The 316-nt window shown below is 37.0% G+C and carries 1 protein-coding gene; it reads right to left on the bottom strand.

What is annotated here, in order from left to right:
- Window positions 1-316 (bottom strand): hypothetical protein (locus ACEWQ0_RS08060; protein ID WP_476485032.1); only part of this gene is annotated, 316 nt, incomplete at both ends.

The following is a 316-nucleotide window of genomic DNA, read 5'->3' as shown; positions in this document are numbered from 1 at the left end:
CGAACAGATGCTTTGGGCAGAATTTGCCCCAAGTCTGATTCATCAGCAAGTTTATTGACTGGTTCAGAATTGAGATAGTAACCATCAATTGGGGCCTTAATAAGAATGACGTCAACGTCAGGTGATGAATGGATAAGCTCACTGAAATGCTGATAATGGCCAAATTCATCTCTGCTTCTGAAATAATTCTCTGATATGACTGCCCATTTATCATTGCTGATACTTTTTTCATTGAACAGTTTTAAATTTGAATCGTAGCGTTTCTTGGCTAGGCTGAATAGTGATTTGGCTGAATCATATTTTTCTAAAAAGTGAT

The sequence above is a fragment of the Wenzhouxiangella sp. YN9 genome (assembly GCF_056324165.1).
The sequence above is the reverse complement of the archived record's forward strand: the minus strand, read 5'-3'. Positions and strand labels throughout refer to the sequence as shown.